Source organism: Sphingopyxis indica (genome assembly GCF_032879645.1).
GTDB lineage: Bacteria > Pseudomonadota > Alphaproteobacteria > Sphingomonadales > Sphingomonadaceae > Sphingopyxis > Sphingopyxis indica.
Genome location: NZ_CP076394.1, coordinates 2072318 through 2094917, shown reverse-complemented (window position 1 = coordinate 2094917; position 22600 = coordinate 2072318). Strand labels below are relative to the sequence as shown.

Annotated in this window: 20 protein-coding genes; 10 read left to right on the top strand and 10 right to left on the bottom strand. The window is 65.9% G+C overall.

Annotated elements, in window-relative coordinates; all coding sequences use genetic code 11:
• Positions 1-73: 73 nt before the first annotated feature.
• The gene (locus KNJ79_RS09890) at positions 74-1054 is read right to left on the bottom strand and encodes an NAD(P)H-dependent flavin oxidoreductase (protein WP_317153817.1); all 981 of its coding nucleotides are present in this window, start codon (positions 1052-1054) and stop codon (positions 74-76) included.
• A gap of 122 nt (positions 1055-1176) precedes the next feature.
• Here KNJ79_RS09890 and KNJ79_RS09885 point away from each other — a divergent pair, with 122 nt between their 5' ends.
• From KNJ79_RS09885 to KNJ79_RS09850, 8 genes are all read left to right on the top strand, one after another.
• Positions 1177-2346: an acyl-CoA dehydrogenase family protein gene (locus KNJ79_RS09885; protein WP_317153816.1), complete on the top strand. Its 1170-nt coding sequence runs from the start codon at positions 1177-1179 to the stop codon at positions 2344-2346.
• A 97-nt stretch (positions 2347-2443) separates the two neighbouring features.
• The gene (locus KNJ79_RS09880; protein ID WP_317153815.1) at positions 2444-3538 is read left to right on the top strand and encodes an acyl-CoA dehydrogenase family protein; all 1095 of its coding nucleotides are present in this window, start codon (positions 2444-2446) and stop codon (positions 3536-3538) included.
• Positions 3535-4740: an acyl-CoA dehydrogenase family protein gene (locus KNJ79_RS09875; RefSeq protein WP_317153814.1), complete on the top strand. Its 1206-nt coding sequence runs from the start codon at positions 3535-3537 to the stop codon at positions 4738-4740. Before KNJ79_RS09880 ends, KNJ79_RS09875 begins: the two co-directional genes overlap by 4 nt.
• Before the next feature lie 12 nt (positions 4741-4752).
• Positions 4753-5535: an SDR family NAD(P)-dependent oxidoreductase gene (locus KNJ79_RS09870; protein WP_317153813.1), complete on the top strand. Its 783-nt coding sequence runs from the start codon at positions 4753-4755 to the stop codon at positions 5533-5535.
• Between the two features lie 24 nt (positions 5536-5559).
• Positions 5560-6810 carry an acetyl-CoA C-acetyltransferase gene (locus tag KNJ79_RS09865; RefSeq protein WP_317153812.1) on the top strand — a complete coding sequence of 417 codons (1251 nt, stop codon included), beginning with the start codon at positions 5560-5562 and terminating at the stop codon, positions 6808-6810.
• A 16-nt stretch (positions 6811-6826) separates the two neighbouring features.
• On the top strand, positions 6827-7957 hold the full coding sequence (locus KNJ79_RS09860; RefSeq protein ID WP_317153811.1) for a CaiB/BaiF CoA transferase family protein: 1131 nt from the start codon (positions 6827-6829) through the stop codon (positions 7955-7957).
• A 25-nt stretch (positions 7958-7982) separates the two neighbouring features.
• Entirely contained in the window at positions 7983-8786 is an 804-nt protein-coding gene (locus tag KNJ79_RS09855; RefSeq protein WP_317153810.1) for a crotonase/enoyl-CoA hydratase family protein, read from the top strand.
• A gap of 2 nt (positions 8787-8788) precedes the next feature.
• Positions 8789-9568 carry a tyrosine-protein phosphatase gene (locus KNJ79_RS09850; RefSeq protein WP_317153809.1) on the top strand — a complete coding sequence of 260 codons (780 nt, stop codon included), beginning with the start codon at positions 8789-8791 and terminating at the stop codon, positions 9566-9568.
• A gap of 70 nt (positions 9569-9638) precedes the next feature.
• On the opposite strand, the gene KNJ79_RS09845 is transcribed toward KNJ79_RS09850, so the two are convergent.
• From KNJ79_RS09845 to KNJ79_RS09820, 6 genes are all read right to left on the bottom strand, one after another.
• Positions 9639-10970: a Xaa-Pro dipeptidase gene (locus KNJ79_RS09845; RefSeq protein WP_089214411.1), complete on the bottom strand. Its 1332-nt coding sequence runs from the start codon at positions 10968-10970 to the stop codon at positions 9639-9641.
• 95 nt (positions 10971-11065) lie between these two features.
• Positions 11066-11704, bottom strand: a complete 639-nt coding sequence (locus KNJ79_RS09840) for a phosphatase PAP2 family protein (protein WP_317153808.1) — start codon at positions 11702-11704, stop codon at positions 11066-11068.
• Positions 11705-11745: 41 nt separating this feature from the next.
• Positions 11746-12429: a hypothetical protein gene (locus KNJ79_RS09835; protein WP_317153807.1), complete on the bottom strand. Its 684-nt coding sequence runs from the start codon at positions 12427-12429 to the stop codon at positions 11746-11748.
• A 32-nt stretch (positions 12430-12461) separates the two neighbouring features.
• Complete coding sequence (gene lpdA, locus KNJ79_RS09830) at positions 12462-13874, bottom strand: dihydrolipoyl dehydrogenase (RefSeq protein ID WP_317153806.1); 1413 nt, start codon at positions 13872-13874, stop codon at positions 12462-12464.
• Positions 13871-14299, bottom strand: a complete 429-nt coding sequence (locus tag KNJ79_RS09825) for a hypothetical protein (RefSeq protein WP_317153805.1) — start codon at positions 14297-14299, stop codon at positions 13871-13873. Before KNJ79_RS09825 ends, lpdA begins: the two co-directional genes overlap by 4 nt.
• Positions 14300-14304: 5 nt before the next feature.
• The gene (locus KNJ79_RS09820; RefSeq protein WP_317153804.1) at positions 14305-15594 is read right to left on the bottom strand and encodes a pyruvate dehydrogenase complex dihydrolipoamide acetyltransferase; all 1290 of its coding nucleotides are present in this window, start codon (positions 15592-15594) and stop codon (positions 14305-14307) included.
• A 158-nt stretch (positions 15595-15752) separates the two neighbouring features.
• Here KNJ79_RS09820 and KNJ79_RS09815 point away from each other — a divergent pair, with 158 nt between their 5' ends.
• Positions 15753-16208 carry a universal stress protein gene (locus KNJ79_RS09815; RefSeq protein ID WP_089214405.1) on the top strand — a complete coding sequence of 152 codons (456 nt, stop codon included), beginning with the start codon at positions 15753-15755 and terminating at the stop codon, positions 16206-16208.
• 230 nt (positions 16209-16438) lie between these two features.
• On the opposite strand, the gene KNJ79_RS09810 is transcribed toward KNJ79_RS09815, so the two are convergent.
• Positions 16439-18388, bottom strand: a complete 1950-nt coding sequence (locus KNJ79_RS09810; RefSeq protein ID WP_317153803.1) for a CocE/NonD family hydrolase — start codon at positions 18386-18388, stop codon at positions 16439-16441.
• A gap of 146 nt (positions 18389-18534) precedes the next feature.
• Positions 18535-18930, bottom strand: coding sequence for a hypothetical protein (locus KNJ79_RS09805; protein ID WP_317153802.1), 396 nt, complete (start codon positions 18928-18930; stop codon positions 18535-18537).
• A gap of 119 nt (positions 18931-19049) precedes the next feature.
• Between KNJ79_RS09805 and KNJ79_RS09800 the strand changes: the two genes are divergently transcribed.
• On the top strand, positions 19050-19838 hold the full coding sequence (locus KNJ79_RS09800; RefSeq protein ID WP_317153801.1) for a helix-turn-helix domain-containing protein: 789 nt from the start codon (positions 19050-19052) through the stop codon (positions 19836-19838).
• Between the two features lie 302 nt (positions 19839-20140).
• Here the strand turns inward: KNJ79_RS09800 and KNJ79_RS09795 are convergent, their stop codons facing one another.
• A complete protein-coding gene (locus KNJ79_RS09795; protein ID WP_317153800.1) occupies positions 20141-22567 on the bottom strand; it encodes a ribonuclease R family protein in 2427 nt (808 codons plus the stop codon).
• Between the last annotated feature and the right edge of the window lie 33 nt (positions 22568-22600).

Here is a 22600-nt window from a genome sequence, read left to right as displayed (position 1 = left end):
CCCTTCATAGGACCTCATCCATGCCGCGCTTTGCGGGCCAGTTCTACCCCGCGTGCGGAATTTATCGCAGCGGTTACGCCCGCATCCCAGCAAGTCGCTGGTCGATGATCGCTTCGGCTTCGGCGATGATGCGGTCGATGAGCTGCTGGCAGGTCGGAATGTCGTGGATCAGGCCCTGGACCATGCCGGCCCAGAAGACGCCCCTGGAAAGGTCGCCGGTCTGGAGCAGTTCGCGTCCCGCGGCGCCCGCGACCAGTTCCTGCACGTCGCTGAACTGCGCATCGGGCTGCGACAGGCGGCGCACCACCTCCTCGCTGACCGCGCTCTTGCCGACGCGCGCGGTGTTTTTGAAGCTGCGAAAGATCAGGAAGCTGCCGCGCTCGTCATTGTCGACATAGGCCTGCTTCACATTGTCGTGAATCGGTGCTTCCTGCGTCGCGCAGAAGCGCGTGCCCATGTTGATCCCCTCGGCGCCGAGGGAGAGCGCCGCGACGAGCCCGCGCCCGTCGCCGAAACCGCCGCTCGCGAGCAGCGGAATCCTGACCTTGTCGGCGGCCGCGGGGATCAGGATCAGCCCCGGAATATCGTCCTCGCCCGGATGGCCCGCGCATTCGAAGCCATCGATCGAGATGATATCGCACCCTGCGCGCTCGGCCGACAGCGCGTGGCGCACCGCGGTGCATTTGTGGAGGATGGTGACGCCATGGGGCTTCAGCATCTCCCAGATTTCGCGCACCGCCTGCGTGCCCGCGGTCTCGACGATCTTGACCCCGCCGTCGATGATCGCCTGGGCATAGGCCTTGTAGTCGGGGGCGTTGATCGTCGGAAAGACGGTCATGTTCACGCCGAAGGGCTTGCCGGTCATCGCGCGGCAGCGCTCGATCTCGTCGCGCAGCGCTTCGGGGCTCGGCTGGGTCAGCGCGGTCAATATGCCGAGCCCGCCCGCGTTCGATACCGCGCTCGCCAGCTCCGCATAGCCGACGCTCTGCATCCCGCCCTGCACGATCGGATGCTCGATCTCCAGCATCTCGGTGATGCGTGTCCTGAATGCCATGCTCGTCCTTTCCCTGCTATCCTTGCCCTTACGGCCGCTTCGCCTCCGCCCATGAATTAACTTGACGCTTACGTCAACGTCGGGTTGAGTCGAGATGATAGTTAGGTAACGAAGGGAATCGCATGACCATCTCCGACCGCGCCCGCGCCATCGCCGAAAAGGTCGAAGCCTTCGTCCGCGAGCAAGTCATTCCCTATGAAAGCGATCCGCGGCGCGACCATCATGGCGCGCCCACCGACGAACTCGTCATGGAGATGCGCGAAAAGGCGCGCGCGGCGGGGGTGCTGACGCCGCATATCCTGGAGGGCGGCAGCCATCTGAACCAGCGCGAGACCGCGATCGTCCTGATCGCCAGCGGCCTCTCTCCGCTGGGCCCGCTCGCCTGCAACACGATGGCGCCCGACGAGGGCAATATGTATCTGCTCGGCAAGGTCGGGAGCACCGGCCTCAAGCAACGCTTCCTCGAACCGCTGGTCGCGGGCCGGACGCGGTCGGCCTTTTTCATGACCGAACCCGCCGAAGACGGCGGCGCGGGATCGGACCCGTCGATGATGCAGACGACGTGCCGTATGGACGGCAATCACTGGGTCGTGAACGGCCGCAAATGCTTCATTACCGGCGCCGAGGGTGCGGGCGTCGGCATCGTGATGGCCAAGGCCGAGGAAGGGGCGTGCCTGTTCCTCGTCGACCTGCCCGACCCCGCGATCCGCATCGAGCATGTCCCGAACACGATCGATTCGTCGATGCCCGGCGGCCATGCGACGGTGATCATCGACAATCTGCGCGTCCCCGCCGACCAGATGCTGGGCGAAGCCGGCGAAGGCTTCAAATATGCGCAGATCCGCCTCTCGCCCGCGCGCCTGTCGCACTGTATGCGCTGGCTGGGCGCGTGCATCCGCGCGAACGAGATTGCCACCGACTATGCCAACCGCCGCCATGCGTTCGGCAAGCCGTTGGTCGATCACGAAGGCGTCGGCTTCATGCTCGCCGAGAATCTGATCGACATCAAGCAGGCCGAGCTGATGATCGACTGGTGCGCGGGCGTGCTCGACACCGGATCGCTCGGCACCGCCGAAAGCTCGATGGCGAAGGTCGCGGTGTCCGAGGCGCTGATGCGCATTGCCGACCGATGCGTGCAGGTGATGGGCGGCACCGGCGTCACCGACAAGACGATCGTCGAACAGGTGTTCCGCGAAGTCCGCGCCTTTCGCATCTACGACGGCCCGACCGAGGTTCACAAATGGAGCCTCGCCAAGAAAATCAAACGCGACTGGAAAAGCGCGCACGGCTGAGCCGTGGACCGCACGCTCGAACCGTAGCGTCAAAGCACTTGACGTTTACGTTAACGTCGGGATGATGGGTCAAAATTATCAAGGGTGAGGAATCGGCATGTCGATCTTGTACGACGAAGGCCAGGAAGCGATCGCGACCGAATCGCGGCGCGTTCTCGAAGCGCGCGTGAACAAGGACGAACTGCTTCCGCTCCTCGAAACGACCGGCGAATATCATCACGGCTTCTGGACGACCGCCAAGGAACAGGGCTGGACCGCGCTCGCCCTTCCCGAAACCTACGGCGGCCTCGCGCTCGGCCTCGTCGAACTGGGCCTGATTGCGCATCAGGCGGGGCGCAGCCTCAGCGGCGCGCCCTTCCTGACCTCGAGCTTTGGCGCCGCGAAGGCAATCGAACTGTACGGCACCGACGCGCAAAAGGGCCGCTGGCTACCCGGCCTCGCCAGCGGCGAGATTATTGGTGCCGTCGCCTTCGCGCATGGCGCCGACGCCCTGCCGTTGCACCCGCCCGTCGCGTTCGACGGAGCGCGGCTCGACGGCACCGCAATCGGCGTGACCGGCGGCCTTGCAGCCGGCATCGCGGTCGTCTTCGCCGAGCACGGCGGCGCGCCCGTCCTCGCACTCGCCGAACTCGGACCGGTCGAACGCGTCGCGGTGCCGAGCTTCGACAACAGCCGCTGTATCGCCGACCTGCACTTTGCCGCCGCGCCCGCCGACGCTCTGGTCGCCGGCAACCTTGCGCGCGATGCAGCGCTGCACATCCTCGCCTTGCAGGCGGTGATCACCGCGCACGAACAGACAGGCGGCGCCGAGGCGCTGATGGAAATTGCGCGCGACTATGCCGTGACGCGCAAGGCATTCGGCCAGCCGATCGGCGCCTTTCAGTCGATCAAGCATCGCATCGCCGAACTCTATGGCCTCGTCGAGCTGGCGCGCGCCAACTGCATCCACGCGGCAGCGCGCGAGGGCCAGGACGATTTCGTCACCGCCGCCGCGGCGGCACGGCTGTCGGCGACCGACGCCTATGACAGTGCCGCGCGCGACTGCGTCCAGATCCACGGCGGGATCGGTGTGACGTGGGAGATCGGCCTGCACCTTCACATGCGCCGCGCGCGCAGCCTCGCGATCGAACAGGGCAGCAGCCTGTTCTGGGAAGATGTCCTTGTCGACCGCCTGTCAGGAGAAGCTGCATGAGCGATCTCGAAGCCTATCGGGCGAAAGCCGCCGCCTGGTGCGAAGCGATGGTGCCAGAATTCGGCAAGGCGGCGCGCAAGGGCCTCTCGGTCGAGGAGGATCTCGCGCTCGGCCGGCGGTATCAGAAGGCGAAGTTCGACGCGGGCTTTGCCGGCATCAACTGGTCGACCGAGTTCGGCGGCCAGGGCCTCGGCCATCTCGAAAAAATCACCTTCGAGGGCGAGGAGATGAAGCACGGTTTCCCCAACGTCTATTTCGGCATCTCGCTCGGCATGCCCGTGCCGGTGCTGATGCAGTTCGGCAGCGACCGCGAGTTTGTGCGCGAGCGCGTGCTCAAGGCGCTCAAGGGCGAGGAAATCTGGTGCCAGCTTTTCTCCGAACCCTCGGGCGGCACCGACCTCGCCGGACTGCGCACCCGCGCCGAGACCGACGGCAACGGCTGGAAGATCAACGGGCAGAAAGTATGGACGAGCTGGGCGCAATATTCGGACTATGGGGTAATCGTCGTGCGCACCGACCCGACCGTCCCGAAGCACAAGGGGCTGACCTATTTCTGGGTCGACATGAAGGCGCCGGGGGTCACCGTCCGTCCGATCAGGCTCGCGGGCGGTGACAGCCACGTCAACGAGGTGTTCTTCGACGATGTGAAGGTCAGCGACGACCATCGCATGTCGCCGGTCGGCGGCGGCTTCGCGGTCGCGATGGCGACCTTGATGATCGAGCGCTATGTCGCGACCGACAGCGCCGGCTTCGGCCCGCACCTCGACCTGTTCATCGAACTGGCCAAGGACGTGCAACTCAATGGCAAGCCCGCGATCGAGGACGGCCGCATCCGCCAGCAGATCGCGCGCAACTATGCGATGCGCGCCGGACTCGACTCGATCAACCGCCGCGCGCGGCTGATGATGCAGGCAGGCATGACGCCGGGGCCCGAAGGGTCGCTGAACAAGCTCGTCGCGGTGCGATCGCGCCAGAAACTCTCCGAACTCGCGCTCGACCTTCAGGGCAACGCCGCCTTCGCCTTCGACGAACATGCCTCGCCGAAGGACGACTGGGCGTCGAGCTGGATCAACGCACCGACCGGCCGCATCGCCGGTGGATCGGACGAGACGTTGCTCAACACGATCGCCGAACGCATCCTCGGCCTGCCGCAGGATCACCGCCCCGACAAGGGCATCCCCTTCAACCAGATTCCCGCCTGAGGAGCCTCCCCCATGAAGATCGATTCCACCACCGCCGCCGTCGTGACCGGCGGGGCTTCGGGTCTCGGCCGCGCGACCGCCGAAGCGCTCGCCGCCGCCGGGGTCAAGGTCGCCATTTTCGATATCAACGACGCGCTCGGCGAAGAGGTGGCGACGTCGATCGGCGGGCTGTTCGTCCATGTCGACATCACCGACGAACAATCGGTGCTCGATGGTTTTGCCAAAGCGCGCGGCGCGCATGGGCAGGAACGCATCTGCGTCCATTGCGCGATGACCTCGCGCCGCGGCAAGACGCTCGCCTTCGACAAGGAAAGCGGCACATATCGCCGCACCCCGACCGAAGATTATGAATATGGCGTCGCGGGCATATTGACCGCGAGCTACCGCATCGGCTCGATCGCCGCCGAGGGCATGGCGACGCTTCCCGAGTTGGAGGACGGCGAGCGCGGCGCGATCATCTTCACCGCCTCGGTCGCGGCGCAGGACGCCCAGATCGGCCAGGTCATCTATGGCTCGGCAAAGGCCGGCGTGAACGGGCTCGTGCTGCCGATGGCGCGCGACCTGATGGATCTCGGCATCCGGGTCAATGCAATCATGCCCGGCGTATTCGGCACCCCGCTGCTCGGCAATATGAACCCCAAGGTGAAGGAAAGCCTCGAGGCATCGGTGCCCTTCCCCAAGCGGCTCGGCAAGGCCGAGGAATATGCGAGCCTCGCGATGGAGATGGTCCGCAACACCTATTTCAACGGCCAGGCCGTCCGCCTCGACGGCGCGATCCGCATGGCCCCCCGTTAAGTCTCACAGCGAAGGAATATCCCCATGGCCGAAGCCTATATCATCGACGCCGTCCGCACGCCGCGCGGGATCGGCAAGCCCGGCAAGGGCGCGCTGTCGCATCTCCACCCGCAGCATCTCGCCGCGACCGTGCTCGCCGCGATCCGCGACCGCAATCATCTCGACACCGCGACGGTCGATGACATCGTCTGGTCGACTTCGTCGCAGAATGGCAAGCAGGGCGGCGATCTCGGCCGCATGGCGGCGCTTTCGGCCGGTTACGATACCAAGGCGTCGGGAACGACGCTCGACCGCTTCTGCGGCGGCGGCATCAGCGCGGTCAATTTCGCCGCCGCGAGCGTGATGAGCGGCATGGAGGATTGCGTCATCGCCGGCGGAACGGAGATGATGAGCTATACCACCGCCTATGCCGCCGAACAGGCGAATGCCGGCCTGCCGCCGCGCCTGATGGGCTCGGGCCACGAAGCCCTCGACGAACTGCATCCGCAATCGCATCAGGGCATCTGCGGCGACGCGATCGCGACGATCGAGGGGATTAGCCGCGAGGCGCTCGACGCGCTCGCACTCGTCAGCCAGCAGCGCGCCGACCGCGCGATCAAGGAAGGCCGCTTCGACAAATCGGTCGTCCCGGTGCTCAACCCCGACGGCAGCGTGGCACTCGACCATGAGGAATTTCCCCGGCCCGAAACGACCGCCGAGGGGCTCGCCGCGCTCAAGCCCAGCTTCGCCGCCCTCGCCGATTTCGACATGGGCGGCGGCTTCACCTTCAGGAAACAGATCAACCGCCGCTATCCCGACCTCGAAATCCAGCATTTCCATCACGCCGGAAATTCGTCGGGGGTCGTTGACGGTGCCGCCGCGGTGCTGCTGACCTCGAAGGATTATGCCGACAAGCATGGCCTGAAACCCCGCGCGCGCGTCGTCGCCTATGCCAATATCGGCGACGATCCGACCCTGATGCTCAACGCCCCGGTGCCGGCGGCGAAAAAGGTGCTCGAAAAGGCCGGGCTGACCAAGGACGATATCGACGTCTGGGAAATCAACGAGGCTTTCGCCGTGGTCGCCGAAAAGTTCATCCGCGACCTCGACTTGCCCCGCGAAAAGGTGAACATCAACGGCGGCGCGATGGCGCTCGGCCATCCGATCGGCGCGACCGGCTCGATCCTGATCGGCACCGCGCTCGACGAACTCGAGCGCTCGGGCGGCCGCTACGGCCTCGTCACCATGTGCGCCGCAGGCGGCATGGCACCCGCGATCATCATCGAACGGATCTGAGGAACAGGAGAGCATCATGGCCGGGCCGCTGAAGGGCATCAGGATCATCGAGTTCGCCGGGATCGGTCCCGGCCCCTTCTGCGGCATGATGCTCGCCGATCATGGCGCCGAGGTGATCCGCATCGACCGCCCCGGCGGCGTCATGGACCCGCGCGATCCGCTCTCGCGCGGCCGCACCTCGATCGCGCTGGACATGAAGAAGCCGGATGCGGTGCAGGTTGCCCGCGACCTGTGCAGGAGCGCGGACGGGATGATCGAGGGCTATCGTCCGGGCGTGATGGAACGGCTGGGCCTCGGCCCCGAGGTGCTGCTCGCCGACAATCCGAAGCTCGTTTACGGGCGCATGACCGGCTGGGGCCAGTTCGGCCCCTATGCGCAGGCCGCGGGGCACGACATCAACTATATCGCGCTCTCGGGCGTGCTCCACGGCATCGGCCGCGCGGGCGAAAAGCCGGTGCCGCCGGTCAACTATGTCGGCGATTTCGGCGGCGGCGGGATGATGCTCGCCTTCGGCATGGCCAGCGCCTTGCTCCACGCCGCAAAGACCGGCGAGGGACAGGTGATCGACTGCGCGATGACCGACGGCTCGGCGCTGCTCGCGGGCATGACGTGGGGGTTCAAGGCGATGGGCCGGCTGAAGGACGAGGCCGGGGTCAACATGCTCGACGGCGGCGCGCATTTCTATGACACCTATGCTTGCGCCGACGGCAAGTTCATCTCGATCGGGTCGATCGAACCGCAATTCTATGCGCTGCTCCGCGAAAAGACCGGGCTCGACGCCGATCCCGATTTCGACGCGCAGCTCGATCCGGCGCAATGGGGGCCGCTCAAGGACAAGCTCGCCGCGCTGTTCGCGACCAGAACGCGCGACGAATGGTGCGCGCTCATGGAAATGACCGACATCTGCTTCGCGCCGGTGCTGTCGCTCGCCGAAGCGCCGCGGCATCCGCACAATGTCGAGCGCAAGACCTTCGTCGAAATCGGCGGCGCGGTGCAACCGGCCCCGGCGCCGCGCTATTCGGCGACCGTCAACGACACGCCGCACGCCGCACCACAGGTCGGCGCGGACGCCGATGCGGTGCTCGCCGATATCGGCTATGATGCGTCGCGGATCGGGGCTTTGCGCGACGGCGGCGCCGTCCGCTAGCGGCGGTTGAAAGAGGAGAGCAGGCGTGGGCGAATTTCTGCAGGTCGAGCGGCGGGACAAGATCGCGATCCTGACGATGGCAAAGCCCGAGAGCATGAATGCGATCGGCACCCATGCCGACTGCGACGACATCGTCGACACGCTGCGCATGCTCGGCGAGGATCGCAGCGTCAGCGCGATCATCCTGACCGGCAGCGGCAAGGCGTTCAGCGCCGGCGGGAACCTCAAATCGATGCAGGAGCGCAAGGGCATCGGGGTGCTCGATCAGCCCGATTCGACCCGCGCCAATTATCGCCGCGGGGTGCAGGCGGTGATCCGCGCGCTGATGGACTGCGAGATCCCGATGATCGCCGCGGTCAACGGCCATGCGATCGGGCTCGGCTGCGACCTTGCCTGCACCTGCGACATCCGCATTGCGGCGGAGAGCGCCAAATTCGCATGCAGCTTCATCAAGGTGGGGATCGTCCCAGGCGACGGCGGCGCCTGGCTGCTCCAGCGCGTGCTCGGCTATCCGCGCGCCGCCGAGCTGTTCCTGACCGGCGACCGATTCGACGCGGCGACGGCAAAGGGATATGGTCTGGTCAGCGAAGTGGTGCCCGACGCGGCGCTCATCGACCGCGCGATCGCGATCGCCGAGCGCATCACCTGCAACCCGCCGCGCGCGCTGCGCCTTACCAAGCGACTGCTGCGCGAGGCACAGCACAGCCGGATGAGCGACATTCTCGAGCTCAGCGCGGCCTATCAGGCGATCGTCCACGAAACCGCGGACAATCGCGAGGCGATCGACGCCTTTGTGGAAAAACGGGCGCCGGTCTTTACGGGAGAATGACGATGCTCGCCGATCGCGTCCTGCCCCTGTCGGGCGTCCATAATTTCCGCGACTATGGCGGCTATGCGGTCGAAGGCGGCGGACGGCTGCGCGACGGCATGCTGTGGCGCTCGGCGCATCATGTCGAGGCGGTCGACGCGGATCTGGCGGCGATCGACGCGCTGGGGATCGAGACGATCATCGACCTGCGCGGCGACGACGAGCGCGAAATCCATCCGTGCCGGCGCAGCGAAAATTTCGCGGGCCGCGTGCTGTTTGCGGGCGGCATCACCGCGGGCCTCGCGCCGCACTTGCAGGCGGCGGGCGGCGCGATCGACGTCGAGACCGCGCGGGCGCGGATGATCGACACCTATGCCGGTATGCCGTACCGCTCGGCACTCGTCGCAACGTTGCGGCTCTATCTCTCCGCGCTCGTCGAATATGATACGCCCAGCCTCGTCCATTGCGTCGCGGGTAAGGATCGCACGGGTTTTGCCGTCGCGATCGTCCATCGCCTGCTCGGCGTCCATGAGGACGATCTGATGCACGACTATCTGCTCACCAACAGCGCGGGCAAGATCGAGGAACGCATCGCCCAGGGCGCCGCGCATATCCGCCAGCGCTATGGCGCCGAGATCAAGGACGATGCGATCCGCGCGCTGATGTCGGTCAACCCCGCCTATCTCGACGCCGCGCTCGCCACGGTGCGGCGCGATCATGGCGACATACCGGGCTATGCCGAAGCGGTGCTGAACTTCACGCCGGCGATGCGCGAGGCGCTGATCGACCGGCTGGTGGTATAGGTCGAAAGCTGGGGCCGCTGGCAGTCTGCGGCGGCGATAGCGGCCCCGGCTTTCGCTGGGGCGACGCCTCTCATTCTCCCTTCACCAGCACCCCGCCCTTCAGCACCGCATCGACGCTTTCAAGTTCGCGAATATTCGCCAGCGGATCGCCATCGACCGCGACGATGTCGGCATAGCGGCCGACCGCGATCGCGCCCACATCGCCCTCGCGCCCCAGCGCCTCGGCGGCGTTCTTCGTTGCCGCCTGGATCGCCTGCATCGGGGTCATTCCATATTCGACCATGACGCGGAACTGCTTGCCGACGTCGCCATGCGGCATCACCCCCGCATCGGATGCGAAGACCATCCGTACCCCCGCGCGGTGCGCCTTGCGAAAATTGTCGCGCTGAATCTGGGCGATCTCGCGATCCTTGCGCAGATTATCCTCGAGAACGCCGTTTTTTGCGCCCTCGGCCTGCGTATATTCGGTGTTATAGATGTCCATCCCGAACCAGACGGGCCTCTTTCGCGTCACGGCCATGCGGATGCCTTCGTCGTCGACAAGGCTGGCATGTTCGATCGTGTCGATCCCCGCGGCGATCGCGGTGCGGATGCCCGCGGCGCCGTGCGCGTGCGCCGCCACGCGCAGCCCCCACTGATGCGCTTCGTCGGCGATCGCGCGCAGTTCATTCTCCGGCACCTGCAACTGCCCCGGTTCGGTGTTGCGCGAAAAGACGCCGCCCGTCGCGCATACCTTGATCACTTCGGCGCCATATTTGCGCTGGCGGCGCACCTGATAGCGCAGTTCGTCGGGCGTATCGCCGATCCCTTCCTCCTTGCCGTCCGCCTTTTCCAGGCTGGGCGGCAGGAAGGTGCTGTCGCAATGCCCGCCGGTCGCGCCGAGCGCATAGCCCGCGGGCACGATGCGCGGCCCGACCGCATAGCCCGCGTCGATCGCCTGCTTGAGCCCGATGTCGTTGCGATTGTCCGACCCGACGTTGCGCACCGTCGTGAAACCGGCGTCGAGCATGTCGCGCGCATTCTTGACCGCGGTCATGCCCCAGAAGCTGTCGGTGAACTCGAGCCCGCGATAGCCGCCGATGTCGGCCGGGCCGTCGAGGTGGACGTGCATGTCGATCAGGCCGGGCAGCAGGGTCCTGTCGCCAAGGTCGATATGCTTGACCCCCTCGCCCCAGCGCACCGTGCGCGCATCGGCGATGTTGGTGATGCGGCCGTCGGCGCCAACAAAGATCGCCGGATAGTCGATCGTCTTGCCGCTCTGCACGTCGAGCATGTGCGCCGCGGTGATGACTGTCTGCTGCCCCGCGACGTCCTCCTGCGCCATCGCGCCGGTCGCGCCCAACGCCGCCGCGGCGAATCCGACACGCCGCAGAAAACTGCCGGACTTAACTCTGTATCGCATAGCGCCCCCTCGTTTCTCAGTGCGGAAATGGCATGGCAAAATCGCGCGGTGTAGGACAGCAAAAAAACTGCCACGCGGCCGACCGGTAGCGAGGCTCAACGAGAATCGACCGCGGTTCGAACCGACCCTTGTTTCCCACCCGACCGGCGAGGTCCAGCGATCGCCAGCGCGGCGGCTGCGCCGAGCAGCGTGCCGCCCACGACGTCGCTCGCCCAGTGAACGCCGAGCGTGACGCGCGACAGGTCGGTGAGCAGGATCGCAAGCGCCGCCCCCGCCGCCGCGCCGCGACGCCAGCGAGGTGGGAAAAGCAGCGTGAGCGCAATGGCGACCGCGGCGACGCTCGCGGCGTGGCCACTGGGATAGGACCAGCTCGAAACATGATCGAGATGCGGCACGAGCGCGGGGCGCGGCCGGTCATAGAGATTTTTGAGGAACGTTGAGGCGAGATTGGCCGTAAGCGCCGCCGCAAACAGACGCAGCGCCGTCGTCCGGCCAAGCCCGCGCCAGAGAAGTGCGCAGAGCAGCACGACGATCGCCCAACGCGCGACGCCGCCCCCCAGCCAGCTTATTCCCTGCATGACGGCAATCAGCAGCGACGACGACGTGTCTGAGCGGAGCGACAGGCCGCGCGAAATCCACTCGTCGAGCGGCTGCATCGCCGGGGCTGCCAGCCCCAGCAGCAGCGTCGCTGCGAGGCAAAGGGCGGCGAAGAAAAGCGAAGCGCGCACCGACATGACCGGCGCCTAAGCGACGCTGGGTAAGCGCGCAAGCCGGGTCAGGCGATCTTGCGGCCGAAACTCGGCCGGGCCGGCGGCGCCGGCGAAGCCTCCGGAGCGGGCGCCGGACGGTTCGCGAGATAGCGCGCGAGCGCGGCATCGGCGTCGAAGCCGTCGTCGCGCGGCTCGCCCTCGAGCGGATCTCGATCGGGCGGAGTCACCGCGGCCTGCAAGGATGCGAGCGTTTCGGTCGATCCGGCCTGCGCCGCGTGCATCAGCTGTAACTGGCCGACGAGCGAGTCGAGATCGCGCTTCCTGAGGTCGAGCCCAGCGGCGGCAAGACGGATGGTGCGGGTGCCGAATACGCCGCCTTGGACCTTGAAGTCGATGAAATTCCGGCGACTGATCGGGATGAAGCCCCACATGCGGGTGACGAGCTGGCTGCGCGAGACGCCCTTGACCTCGGTCCAGCGGAAAGTTTCGGACGACCAGTTCGTCGCGACCCGCACCCGCATCGCGTCATATTGCAGCGCGACGCCGTCGCCGAGCAGCCGCTTGATGCTCGCCGCCGACGCCAGCGGGCCGCCGACGACGAAGATCAGGCCGACGACCTTCAGCATCACGCCGCCGAACAGCATCGGCATCCCGATGATCGGCAGCATGATGCCCATCAGCGCGCCGAGCGCCAGCTTTCCGGTTCCGAATTTGATCGTCCGCATCATCGCCCCCATGCCGTGCAGCATAGGGACGAAAGTTTAAGAAAAGACGGACGGGGTCAGATGTGCAGCGCGCGGCCGTAGGCGCCCAGCACCGCCTCGTGCATCGTCTCGCTGATCGTCGGATGCGGATAGACGCTGTGCATGAAGTCTTCCTCTACAAGCTCGGCGGTCTTGCCGACGGTATAGCCCTGGATCATTTCGGTGACTTCGGCGCCGACCATGTGCGCGCCGAGCAGTTCGCCGGTTTTCGCGTCGAACACCGTCTTCACGAAACCCTCGACCTCGCCGAGCGCGATCGCCTTGCCGTTGCCGATGAAGGGGAAATTGCCGACCTTGACGTCATAGCCCGCTTCCTTCGCCTTCGCCTCCGTCAGGCCGACGCTCGCGATCTGCGGGTGGCAATAGGTGCAGCCGGGGATGTTCCTCGCGTCCATCGGGTGCGGATGCGCGTCCTTGTTGCCCAGTTCCTTTGCGATCGCTTCGGCGGCGATCACGCCCTCGTGGCTCGCCTTGTGCGCGAGCCACGGCGGCGCGGTGACGTCGCCGATCGCCCACAGACCGGGAATGTTGGTGCGGCACCAGGGGTCGGTGTCGATATGGCCCTTGGTCGTCTTCACCTTGAGCGCGTCGAGCCCGATATTCTCGGTGTTGGGGACGATGCCGATCGCGACGATCGCGTGGCTGTAGTCGCCCGCCTCGACCTTGCCGTCCTTGGTCTTGATCTTTGCCGAGACGCCGTTCGCGTTCGCCTTCAGTTCCTCGACACCGGCGCCGGTCAGGATCGTCATCCCTTGTTTTTTAAGCGATTTTTCGAGGAAGCTCGACACATCGGCGTCCTCGACCGGGACGATGCGGTCGAGCATCTCGACCACCGTAACGTCGGCGCCCATATCGTTGTAGAAGCTCGCAAATTCGATCCCGATCGCGCCCGATCCGATCACGAGCAGCTTTTTCGGCATTTCGGGCGGGGTCATCGCATGGCGATAGGTCCAGATGCGCTTGCCGTCGGCGGGGGCGAAGGGCAGGTCGCGCGCGCGCGCGCCGGTCGCGACGATGATATGCTTGGCCGAGAGCGTTTCGGTCCCCTTCTCGCTCTTGACCTCGAGCTTGCCCGCGCCGGTGAGCTTGCCCTCGCCCATATGCACCGCGATCTTGTTCTTTTTCATCAGGTGGGTGACGCCCTGATTGAGCTGTTTCGCGACGCCGCGCGAGCGCTTGACCACTGCGTCCAAATCGGCGCTGATGCTCGCCGCGGCGAGGCCGTAATCCTTGGCGTGCTGCATATAATGATAGATTTCGGCCGAGCGCAGCAGCGCCTTCGTCGGGATGCAACCCCAGTTGAGGCAGATGCCGCCCAGATTCTCGCGCTCGACGATTGCGGTCTTGAGGCCCAGCTGCGCGCCGCGGATCGCCGCGACATAGCCGCCGGGGCCCGAACCGAGGACGATGAGGTCGTAGGTGTCGCTCACGATAATCTCCTGTTGCCCGGCGCTGCGGCCAGGTCGAAATTGATCAAGATCCAGACGAGCCCGCCGACCGCACCGGCGGCAAGCCCGTATTTCATGTACCCAAGCTGCCCCTCGTCGACGATCATGTTGGCGATCGCGAGCGCGAGCAGCCCCCCGGTGACGATCCCCGCCGCCGCGAACAGCACGAGCCGTCCCGCCGCGGGCAGCGGCAGCCGCTCGGCGATCCGCAGCGCAATCCAGCCGCCGGTAAGCAGGCCGACGAGCGCGATCGCCGCCATCACCCCGGTCGATTTCCAGTCGGTCAGCGCGCCTTCGGCACCGAGCATATGATAGACCGCGAGGTTCGACAGCACGCCCGCGACGATCGCCGGTAGCAGCACGCGGCGGAGGATGCGGAGGGCAAAGGGCGCCTTTCGCGCACTCACGCCGATCAGGCCACCAGCCCCAGCGGGTTTTCGACGATCTGCTTGAACGCCTGCATCAACTGCGCGCCGTCGGCGCCGTCGATCGCGCGATGGTCGAAGCTGCCCGTGGCCGACATCACGGTTGCGATCGCGAGCGCGTCGTCGACGACCCACGGCCGTTTCTCGCCCGCGCCGATCGCCATGATCATGCCCTGCGGCGGGTTGATCACCGCGTCGAACTGGCTGATGCCGAACATCCCCATATTGCTGATGCTGGCGGTGCCGCCCTGATATTCGTGCGGCTGGAGCTTGCCGTCCTTGGCGCGCGCCGCAAGTTCCTTCATCTCCACCGAAATCTTGCTCACCGATTTTTCGTCGGCGCCGACGATGATCGGGGTGATCAGGCCTGCCGGAACACTGACCGCGACCGAAATATCGGCGCGCTGATAGCTGATGAGCTGGTCGCCCGCGAAGCTGACATTGCATTTGGGCACCTGGATCAGCGACTTGGCGAGCGCCTTGATCAAGAGGTCGTTGACGCTGAGCTTGACGCCCTGCGGTTCGAGCGCGGCATTGAGTTCGCCGCGCAGTTTCAGCAGCTTGTCGAGCTGAATATCGACCGTGAGATAGATGTGCGGGATCGTCTGCTTCGCTTCGGTCAGGCGGCGGGCGATCGTCTTGCGCATATTGCTGAGCTTGTCGGCGCTGTGCGGAATCTCGGTTTCGAAGGGCTGCGCGGGAGCGGCGGCGGCAGGTGCGGGTGCCGGCGCGGCGCTCACGGCCGCGGGGGTAGCGGCGCCCGTCGGTGCGCCTTCGAGGTCGGCCTTGACGATGCGGCCACCGGGACCGCTGCCGGTCAGCGTCGCAAGGTCGATGCCCTGCTCGGCGGCGAGGCGCTTGGCGAGCGGGCTGGCCTTGATGCGCTCGCCCGAAGCGACGGGAGCGGGAGCGGGAGCCGGCGCAGGCGCAGGCGCCGGAGCGGCGGGCGCAGGAGCCGCCTTAGGCTCTTCTTTCTTCGCTTCGGCGGGTGCCGGTGCAGGCGCCGGTGCTGCCTTGGCTGCGCTCGCATCCTCGTCCTCGCCGGCGATGACCGCGATCACCGTGCCGACCTTCACATTGTCGGTGCCTTCGGGAACGACGATCTGAGCGATCGTGCCTTCGTCGACCGCTTCGAACTCCATCGTCGCCTTGTCGGTCTCGATCTCGGCGAGCAGGTCGCCCGACTGGACGCTGTCGCCTTCCTTGACCAGCCATTTGGCGAGCGTGCCCTCTTCCATCGTCGGCGAGAGGGCGGGCATCTTGAGTTCGATGGGCATCGGGCTTTTCGTTCCTGTCTCGTGGGGAGGCATTATGTGCCGCTACGGATTCCCCCTCGCCATAAGCATTCGCCGGGTCAAGGTCCAGCGGGGCACGCTTGCCTTTCATACGAATGTGACGCACTCTCGCGCGAAAATGACGAGAGGGGTCGGGGGTTATGCGGACATATCTGGTCGTGATCGACGACAGTCCGGAAGCGACGCTGGCGCTGCGCTTCGCGGCGCGGCGCGCCGCGCGCACCGGTGGCGGGGTGATGGTGCTTGCGATCGTCGAGCCGCAGGATTTCCTTGCCTTCGGCGGCGTTCAGGCGACGATCGAGGCCGAGGCACGCGAGCAGGCCGAGGCGCTCGCCGAAGCCGCGGCGAACGCCATCGCGCAGGAAGCCAATGTCTCGCCCAAAATCCTCGTCAAATCGGGAAAGCCCGCCGAAGTGGTGCGCGAAGTGATCGGCGCGAGCGACGACATCGCCGCGCTGGTGCTCGCCACCGCGCCGAGCGGCGCGCCGGGGCCGCTGGTTTCGCACTTCACCGGGAATGATGCAGGCACCCTGCCCTGCCCGGTTATGCTGGTGCCGGGCGGAATCGATATCGAACGGCTCGATGCGGTGAGTTAGAGCATCGTGCCGGAAATCTGCACCGTTTCCCCGAGCGAAGACGAGGGGCTCGTTCGAGCGGAGCGAGAACCGCAGCGTCGCCGCCTCGACTTCGCTCGGCAGAGCCCCTCGTCTTCGCTCGGGGATGCGGATGATTCAGATTTCGCGCAATTTGTTCTAGCGCCATTTTCGAAGAAGCCGTGTGTCCCCGCGCCGCCTTCGGCTCCACGGGAGCACACAGCTTTGGAAGTTTACCGCCCCGCCTTCACCGCCGACTGGTCGACCGCCACCACCGGCAGCAAAACGCCGCTCGGCGTATCGCCGCCCTGCAGGATCGTGACCTCCTCCTTCTTGTAATCCTCGGGCTTGGCGAGGAAGATGTTGGGAACGAAGGTCTGCGGATTGCGGTCATAGAGCGGGAAGAGGCTCGACTGGATCTGGATCATGATCCGGTGCCCCGGCTGGAACACATGATTCACCGTCGGCAGGCGGAATTTGTAATTCTGCGTCACCCCCGACGGAATCGCGGTCGGCTTTGCGAAGCTGTCGCGATAGCGGCCGCGGAAGATGTCGAGGCTGATCGGCAGCTGATAGCCACCCATTTCGGGATCGATCGCATTCTCGGCAGGCAGGACGTCGATCAGTTTGACGACGAAATCGACGTCCGATCCCGTGATCTTCGCAAAGATGTTCGCGATCGGCGCACCCGACACGCGCACCGGTTCCTTGAGCACGTCGGTCTGGAAGGTCAGCACGTCGGGGCGGCCGTCGGCGTGGCGCTGGTCGCTGACCAGCCAGTCGCCCCAGCGCCCGTCGCGGAAGTTCACCGGGCGCGGCAGGTGCGGCACCGGCTTCGCAGGGTCGGAGACATAGCTGGTGCTGCTCGAAGCAGGCTTGTCAAAGCCGAGGTCGCCGTCGGGACCCACATAGATCGGGGTCAGCGGTGCGCTGCATCCGCTCTCGCACGCGAGCGGCCAGGTGGTGAAGCGATCCCAGCGGTTCTCGCCGCTATTGTAGATCGCCGCGGCGGGCAGGTTCGCGGGCGGCCCGTCCTTCAGATATTGGTTGAACAGCGGCAGCACCATCTCCTTGCGGAACTGCGCCGCAGTGTCGCCATTCCACTCGAACGGGCCGAGCGAGCGCCCTTCGCGATTGATCTGGCTGTGCCGCCACGGACCCATGACGAGAAAGTTGTTCCCCATCTTGCCCTTGGCCTTCAGCGCTTCCCAGCTCATGATCGCGCCGTACATATCCTCCTGGTCCCACAGACCCTGCTCCCACAAGGTCGGGACGTTCGAGGGATTGGCGGCGACGAGCTTGTCGAGCGCCTGCTGCTGCCAGAATTCATCGTAAGCGGTGTGGTCGAGCATCTTCTGCCAGAAGGGAAGCTGGGCATAGCCCTGCTTCTGCGCCCAATCGTTCGCCGATCCGTGGCGGAAATTGTCGTAATCGTCATAGCCCCCGGTCGGCGGCGCCTTGCCTTCGCCCTTGTAGCCGGTCTGCGCGCCGATCCACGCGATATTGGCGAGGCGGAACGCGCCGTAATGGAACCAGTCGTCGCCCATCCAGCCGTCGACCATCGGGCTTTCGGGCGCCGCGACTTTCAGCGCGGGGTGCGGGTGGAGCAGCGCCATCACGACGGTGAAGCCTTCATAGGACGAACCGATCATGCCGACGCGGCCGTTCGATTCGGGCAGGTTCTTCTTGTTCACCAGCCAGTCGATCGTGTCCCACGCGTCGGTGGTGTGATCGACCTTGGTCGGGTTGAGCGGGCCGACCGGCGGGCGATTGACGACATAGTCACCTTCCGACCCATATTTGCCGCGAATGTCCTGATAGACGCGGATATAGCCGTCCTTCACGAAAATCTCGTCGGAGAGCGGCAGCGTCGACAACATGCTCGGACTGTCCATGCGGTTCGCGCGGCCCTTCGCATTATAGGGGGTGCGCGTCAGCACGATCGGGGCGTTCTTCGCCCCCTTCGGCACGACGATCACCGTATAGAGCCTTGTGCCGTCGCGCATCGGGATCATTTCGACGCGCTTGTCATAGTCGGCGTCTTCGTTCGGGACCGAGAATTTGTCGGGAATATCCGCCCGCATCTGCGCCGCCTTGGGTGCCACATTTGTGGTCGCGCCGGCGATCGAGGCGCCGGTCAGCGCAACCGCGGACAAAGTGACGAACAGGAACGAGCGGACCATGCGAACCCCTTTGCGTGTCGATTTGGCAGGCGCGGACTTTGGGGCGGCGCGCGAAGCAATGCAACCGTTCGATGTAATGTTATTACGCAAGAGGAACGGAGCGGCGCGCGACCGCTCCGTCAGGTTCCGGCGAGGGCCGGGAGAGGTCAGGCGGTCGCCGCCGGGCGCGGCAGCGCCGCCGCGCCTTTCGCTTCGAGCAGCGCCATTTCGAGCACGACGAGCGCCTGAACGGCGACGACGACGATGCCGAGCCACGTCATCTGCGCGGCGAAAATGGCGATCACGGCGAAACTCGCCGCGACCCAGCCCAGATTGCCGACCGCGATCAGATTGGCGAGCCCCTTGCTCGGCTCCTTCTGAAAGGCGACGAGCAGCATCAGCGCCGCCGACGGCAGCCCGATCCATCCCGCCACGGTCACCACATCGGAGGGGAGGCCGAGCAGCGCGGCGACCGTGACGGTTGCGAAGACGCAAAGCAGGAAAAGAGCCGTGCAGGTGACGGCATCGACGATCAGCGTGGTCTTGAGGTTGAAGCTGGGCATGACGGATCTCCTTTCGAACCCGTTCCAATTGAACCCGAATCGACATGGCGTCGATTACGCGCGAGGTAATGGAAATCGGAACGCTGGCGCGCTAGCCGACAGGGTGAAGGAGACGTGGAATGCAGGTCGCACCCCTGGGCGAACAGCTGCGCGAATGGCGCACGCGGCGCCGGATGAGCCAGATGGACCTCGCGCTCGAAACCGACATCTCGACGCGTCATCTGAGCTTCATCGAAACGGGACGGTCGCGGCCGAGTCCGCAGATGATCGAGCGGATCGCCGAACGGCTTCAGGTGCCGCACCGCGCGCGCAACGCGCTGCTGCTCGCGGCAGGCTTCGCGCCCGACTATCGCGAACGCGCGCTCGACAGCGCCGAAATGGCCGGGATGCGTGCGATCGTCGAGCATGTGCTGAAAGGCCACGAACCCTATCCGGCGCTGGCGGTAGATCGACACTGGAACATGGTCGCGGCGAATGGAGCGATCGCGCTCCTCACCGCGCTCGTCGACCCTGCCCTTCTCGAACCGCCCGCCAATGTGCTGCGCATCGCGCTGCATCCGCACGGCCTCGCACCGCATATCGAAAACCGCGCCGAATGGCGGGCGCATATATTGCACCGCCTGGGCGGCCAGATCGAGGCGACCGCCGACGCTGGCCTCGCAGCGCTGCGCGACGAGCTGGCGGCCTATGATGCGGACGATGCAGAGGATTACATTGCCGAGGCGAACGGCATCGCGGTGCCGCTGATCCTGAACACGCCCGCGGGGCCAATTCGCTTCGTATCGACGGTGACGGTATTCGGCACGCCGCTCGACATCACGCTGTCCGAGCTGGCCATCGAGGCTTTTTTCCCGGCGGACGCCGAAAGTGCGGCATTGCTGCGCGAGTTGGCGCTACAGCGAGAATAAGGCCTTCTTCCGACGATAAGATTATACCGTTTGCAAACCCAAACGGGATGGCGGCTTCCGGGCGGGAGGGGACGCAATAATAAGCCCCTCCTCTTCAGAGGAGGGGTTGGGGTGGTGGCGCGCGACAGCGCGCAAGACGTCTAGCACCACCCCGCTGCGACTAAGCCAGCAAGCTGGCAAGTCTCGCTGCCCCTCCTCTGAAGAGGAGGGGTTGGTCGGACGACCGCTTCCCACCCCAAAGTCGCCGTCGGCCCTCGTGCTTGCAGACGGTAAGATCATCTCCTCAGGATAGGGAGAATAGATCACCGCCGCCGCCCCTGATGGCGGATATTCTTCGGCCGTCCGCGCTTGCCGACCATATGCTTGGCCCCGCCCTTCCCTTTGCCCTCGCGCCGCGGTGGTCGCTTTACCGATGCGCCTTCGGGCGCGTCGGGGAGTTCGAAGCGCAGCGCGCCGCTGACCGGGTTGGCCTCCATCAGCCGCAATGCGAGCCGCTGGCCGACCGAATAGCTGACGCGGCCATGTTCGCTATCGAGCGTCCGTGCCGCCTCGTCATAGAAGAAGCGCTCGCTGCCCAGCGTCGAGACCGGCACCAGCCCGTCGCCGCCGAGCCCGTCGACCGTGGCGAAGAAACCGAAGGGCTGCACACCCGTGATCCGCGCAGGCACTATCTCGCCGACCTTGCCAGCGAGATAGGCGGCAACATAGCGGTCGATCGTCTCGCGCTCGGCCTCCATCGCGCGGCGTTCGAGGCCGCTGATCGTCTCGCCGATGCGCGACAGCCCCTTGGCGTCGGCCTCGCCGAGCCCGGTGCGTTCGGGAAGCCCCTTCGCCTTGCCCGGCACCTCAAGGCGCCAGGAATCGACAAGCGCGCGGTGGACGATCAGGTCGGCGTAGCGGCGGATCGGCGAGGTAAAATGCGCATAAGAGCCGAGCGCGAGGCCGAAATGCCCCGAGTTGGCGGGGCCATAATAGGCCTGCGTCTGGCTGCGCAGGATCGCTTCCATGATCTCGGGCAAACGGTCATCGTCCGAAAAACCGTCGATCAGCCGGTTGAACACCGCCGGGGTGATGACCTGTCCGAGCGCAAAATTCCGGTCGAAGCTGTCGAGATACTCCTTCAGGCTGACGAGCTTCTCGCGGCTCGGCGGCTCGTGGATGCGATACATCACCGGCGATTTCTTCGCCTCGAGCGCCTTCGCCGCCGCGACGTTCGCCGCGATCATATAATCCTCGATCAGCCGATGCGCGTCGAGCCGCTCGCGGACGCGGATTTCGGCGATATTGCCCTGGTCGTCGAGAATCACCTGCCGCTCGGGCAGGTCAAGCTCGAGCGGCGCCCGCGCCGCGCGCGCCTTGGCGAGCAGTGCCCAGCAGCCCCAGAGGTTTTGCAGAGCGGGCAGCAGATCCTCCCCGGCACGGGGAGGGGGACCATCCGCAGGATGGTGGAGGGGCACAGGCGGTTTGTGCGAGGTTTCGGCGGCACGCTTCCCCGAGGGTGCCCCTCCACCAGCTTCGCTGGTCCCCCTCCCCGTTCCGGGGAGAATCGGGTCGCCGTCGATCATCGCCTGCGCATCCTCATAGGCGATATTCGCCCGAAGCCGCACCAGCGCGCGCGTAAAACGCCATGACGTCACCTTGCCATGCTTGTCGACGACAAGGTGGCACGCCATCGCCGCGCGGTCCTCGCCGGCCTTCAGCGAACAGACGCCCGCGGACAGCGTTTCGGGCAGCATCGGCACGACCTGGTCGGGGAAATAGACGCTGTTGCCGCGCCGCCGCGCCTCGCGGTCGAGCGCGCCGTCGGGGCGGACGTAGAAGCTGACGTCGGCGATCGCGACGATTGCGCGCCAGCCGCCCTTGTTCGCCGGATCGTCGTCGGGCGCCGCCCAGACGGCATCGTCATGGTCGCGTGCGTCGCGCGGGTCGATCGCGACGATCGGCAGGTCGCGCAAATCCTCGCGACCGTCGGACGTGAGCGGCAGTTTCGCCGCCCTCTCGGCCTCGGCGAGCGTTTCGCCGTCGAAGATGTGCGGAATCTCGTGCCGCGCGATCGCGATCATGCTCAGCGACTTCGGCGCGAAGGGATCGCCGATACGGTCGATGACCTTCGCCCTGGTCGCCGGCCCACGCCCTGTCAGTTCGGCGCGGACCAGATCGCCGATCTTTGCATCGCCCTTGTCGGCAACCGCGAAATCGAAGCGCGCGCGCTTGTCGGCGGGGCGCAACCAGATCATCGGCTTGCCGCCCGGCGACTTGTCCTCGACGAGCACGCCGATCACCATTTCGGCGCTGGCCGCCAGGCGCTTCATCGGGTGCGCGACATGGCCGCTGCCGCGCTCCTCGGTGCGCGCGAGGATGCGGTCGCCGACCCCGAGCGCGCCTCCCCGGCGTCCTTTTTCCATCACCCGCAAACGCGGCGCGGGGCCAGCGCCTTCCCAGCGTTCGGGCACCGCCCAGACATTGCTGCCTTCGATCGCCGCGACGCGCAGCACCGTCACGCGCGGCAGTCCGCCATGCTTGTGAAAGGCGCGGCCCGGCGCCAGATCGACCAGCCCCTCGTCGGTCATGTCCTTGAGCAGCGCCTTCAACGCGATCTTATCATTGCCGTGGAGTGCGAAATGCTTCGCGATCTCGCGCTTTCCCACCGGCTGATCGGACGTCGTAATGAAGTCGAGAATCTGTTGGCTGGTCGGCAGGCCGGGCGATTTATTCGGACGTTTTTTCATTGCCCCAGGGCTATAAGCGCGCAAACGGGCTTT